3 protein-coding genes are annotated in these 3,701 nt (G+C 69.3%); 2 read left to right on the top strand and 1 reads right to left on the bottom strand.

Annotated elements, in window-relative coordinates:
• Positions 1 to 1,109 precede the first annotated feature (1,109 nt).
• Positions 1,110 to 1,433, top strand: coding sequence for a hypothetical protein (locus ACIRVF_RS42880; protein ID WP_402830676.1), 324 nt, complete (start codon positions 1,110 to 1,112; stop codon positions 1,431 to 1,433).
• A gap of 124 nt (positions 1,434 to 1,557) precedes the next feature.
• Positions 1,558 to 2,310: a hypothetical protein gene (locus tag ACIRVF_RS42875; RefSeq protein WP_402830673.1), complete on the top strand. Its 753-nt coding sequence runs from the start codon at positions 1,558 to 1,560 to the stop codon at positions 2,308 to 2,310.
• A 781-nt stretch (positions 2,311 to 3,091) separates the two neighbouring features.
• On the opposite strand, the gene ACIRVF_RS42870 is transcribed toward ACIRVF_RS42875, so the two are convergent.
• Positions 3,092 to 3,619 carry a PIN domain-containing protein gene (locus ACIRVF_RS42870; RefSeq protein ID WP_402830671.1) on the bottom strand — a complete coding sequence of 176 codons (528 nt, stop codon included), beginning with the start codon at positions 3,617 to 3,619 and terminating at the stop codon, positions 3,092 to 3,094.
• Positions 3,620 to 3,701: the final 82 nt, after the last annotated feature.

The raw sequence follows: 3,701 nt of genomic DNA, 5'->3' as shown, positions 1-3,701 counted from the left end.
CCTGCGGCTTACAACGGGCCTGACGGCCCGTTGGGCGGTGCTGACGCACCGCCAGGTGCGGGGGTGCCGGCTGCGCCGTCACCGTGCGTGGTGTGGCCTAGGCTGCGCCTCGGCAGGTGGGTGGGTGGTTGGGGGAATTCGCCTGCGGCGAATTCGCGGGCGCGGCACGCGCCGTTGTGGCAGGCGCCGGGCGTCGCTGCGCTCCGCCTTTTGGTGGCATTGTCCCGGTCCTACGGCCCGTCAACCGGTCGGCATTCCCTCCTGGTTCGGCTGGTGTTTTTCACGGCCCTGCGGGCCGGTTTGCTGGCATCCTTTCCCGGGCTACGCCCGGGGGTTCGCGTTAACGATGTGACGCGAAATTTGGGTAGTGGCCCCTTGCCCCGATCGGGCGGGGGTGCCGGCCCCGGGCCTGCGGCCCCGGCGTTGACGATGTGTCGCGGACTTCCGGTATCAGTCACAACCCCACCCCCGGGGCCCTCCACGGTCCCAGCCGATGGCCGGTCCCGCCTTGCGGTTGCTGGGCTGTCGGCCCATCCGCCGCCCTCGGGAGGCGCCTCGGGGCTCCCTGTCCGGTCCCGGGCTTTCACCGCCCCATGGCGGGCCCTCACGACCGCCCCGGACGGCGGCCCCTGACGGGTCCTCAACCGTGAATCCAGGCCGAGCGCACGGAGCGTTTCCGGCGGTGCTTCCCGGGGTGCCTTACAGTCCTATCCTACCGGTCCGCTAATGGGCGCGGGACGCGAACAGGCAACCTCGCGGTAACCGTCCATCCTGGCTCTATTCGACGACACTCGCGACGGGGATACGAATTACATTCCACTATCTTTGATGCCGCAATCCGAAAGCCCCACGAGGCGCAGCGGACGGAAAGACAATTCGGGCGCGTTGGAAAGGGGCCTACGGCCCTCGCCGCCGACATCACGACCGCCGTTCCAAGCCGCCCAGGAAATCCCGCACGGCGTCAACGGGGCAATTCCCGGAGCAGCGACACCGAACCGAACACCGGGCCACGACGACGGCCACGGCGCAGCAGCGGGCAGTATGAGGCGGCGGGCCGTGTGACGGCCGGTAGCGTGCCGTCGTGACCTCTCCCCCTACCCGAGCCGCCGTTGCCGACCCTGCAGCAGCTGAGAGACCTGCACGACTTCATCGAAGGTCAGGCCTACGCCGCTCTCGGCCCCGTCATCCGTATCCCGGGCACCACGCACCCTCTTCGGGACGAGCAGCGCACCGTCGTCCGCAACGCCGTCCAGGCGGTCTTCGCAGCCTCCCAACACCTCTACCAGGCGTTGTGGCACTACCTCGGCCATGACCAGCCGGACCCCACCACCCGCGCCTGTTGGGCCGCTCTCCAGGCCCTCGCCACCCCCTGGCGAGACCACCCCGACCTACCCGAACACCTCCGCGCCCTCCTCAACCCGCCCACGCCCTGACCAGCCAGCCGCGGGCGGCCAGGAAGGCCCCCAGGACGGATGCGGACAGGACGGCCGAGCCGGGCACAGAGGGACGGCCTGGCGGCCGAACAGGACGGCCATCGGCCGTCGATAGGCTGACGGCATGACAGGCCTCTTGCGGTTCGGCACGCTGCTGACGCACCTGACGGGCCAGCGGGCGCTCGCCCCTGCCACGCTCGCAGCGGCGGCCGGCACCGATCCAGTAGAGCTGCAAGCCGTACTCGGCGGGCAGCCGCCGACCGGACGGCTGCTCAGGGACCTCGCACCGGTCCTCAGTCTGCACGCCGCCGACCTGTTCGTTCTCGCCGGACAACCGGTGCCCGACGACCTGACACCGATCACCCGCAACCCGAACTGGTCGATCGACACCGTCGTCTACAACACGATGGTCATGCCCGCCGAGAACCGGCGACCGCTGCTGGACGCGATCCGGGCGCAGCCCCCGGTAGCGCGCGAGGGGCGGGGCGGGGTCGACCGGCCGTACCACCGGTACGAGCCGGGCTTCGGCGCGGTGCTCCTGCAGCTCACCCACAGCCGCAACCTCGCCTGGACGGGCACGGCCAAGGCCCTGTACGCGGTCACCGGCGGACGGATCTACCTGTCTCCGTCCACCATCGGCGGGATCGGCCGCGGCACCGTGGAAGCAACCCCCGAGCTGGTGGCCGGCTTCGCCGGCGTGCTCGGTATCCCCGCCCCCGACCTCGCGGCGCTCGGCGGCATCCACCTGCCCGACGACCTGCCGCCGCTCCACTCCCGGGCCGCGGACCTGGCCACGGTCATCTGGGAAGCCCGACGCCTGACCACCGCCCAGCTCCAGGACGTCGAACTCACCTCCCGCCACCTCGCCAGCCGCTGACCCACCTCCCCACCAGGCCTCCCAGCCCGGCCGAAGCCAACGGGGAGCGAGCGGCCCCGGCCAGACAACGGCGGGGCACAGCGACAACGGCGCAGCCCTGCCCTACCCAATCGAACAACAACCCCCGCTATCACCTCGCGCCTCCGCAATTCCAGCCGTAATTTCACAGCATCGAAAGAGTCCAATCCACAAACCAGCAGCACGAAATACCCGGCTAAATTCACACCCGGAAACCGGCCTGCGACTCCCCGCCCACCCTCCCAGCGCACGCCCCACCCCACAACGACCACACACAGTCACCAGACTATCGAGGACCCACCCCCCGGCACACATCCCCAATAGGTCCAACCAAAGGTCCAGACAATCAGCCATAAGAGGCCAATCCACACCCCAACCACCAACAGGTCACACCCTGCGGCCTCTCGCCGTGGTAGAGCTTCGCGTGCAGCACCCGCGCGGCCATCTGCTCGCGCTTGGCCGGGGGCGGGATAGCGGGCTCGGAGCTGGAGCTGGCTGAGAAGTACAGCCCGACCGGCTGGAGTGCCCGCGATGCGTCAGCGGCCGGGAGGCGGCGAAGCTGGGTCCGCTGGGCCGCTGACCAGCAGCGATACACAAAGCCATTTCCGGCAGAACAGAATTCGAGCTTTACGGCCCGCTGACCAGGCACAACGTCAACACTTAACTGGCCAACCCAACCACTCACTGGCCAACTGAAGCGCTCAGTCACAGGGGCCGTCAGCAGCGGGACAGCGACGCACGGCAGCCGCCGTCCCACGATTGCTCAAGCCCCTTCGTCGGCCGTGTCCATCGCGGTGCCCTTCTTGCGGTGGTCGTCGGGCAGGCGCAGAGTGGCGAGTCCGAGGTGGTGGGCGCGCAGGCGCATGCCGGTGTCGTCGGTCAGGACGTGGACGTCGGCGTCGGGGTGGAGGGCGGCGATGTCGGTGGCGCAGCGCAGGATGGCGAGGTCGGCGTCGGAGTCGCGGTGGTCGCTGTCGTTCCACACTTCGAGGCTGGCTTCGCCGGGGCGCAGATCGACGGGGGTGCCGGGCGCGGCGCCGGTGAGGGTGCGTTCGAGGTAGCGAACCGCGGTGGCGGCCTTCTTGGCGAGGGCGCCGTCGCCGTACTTCTGCCGGTCCAGCTCGTCGATCACCCTGAGCGGGATGATCAGCCGTACCAGCTTCGCTTCTATGCCCTCGCTCTTGAGGACCTCGCGCCAGCGCACGTGGTCGGGCTGCTTCCAGTGGTTGAGCATGTTGGTGTCGTAGACGACGGGCAGGCCCGGCCGCTGAGCGAGTTCCTTAGAAGTCATCTCATTTGGAAGGTCTGCAGTGGCCGATGAAAGGGGACGGCGCTGGCGAACCTGATCTCGTGTGTGAGGATCAGGCCAGGTG

Origin of the sequence: Kitasatospora sp. NPDC101157, assembly GCF_044768255.1 — a bacterium.
Lineage (GTDB): Bacteria > Actinomycetota > Actinomycetes > Streptomycetales > Streptomycetaceae > Kitasatospora.
The sequence above is the reverse complement of the archived record's forward strand: the minus strand, read 5'-3'. Positions and strand labels throughout refer to the sequence as shown.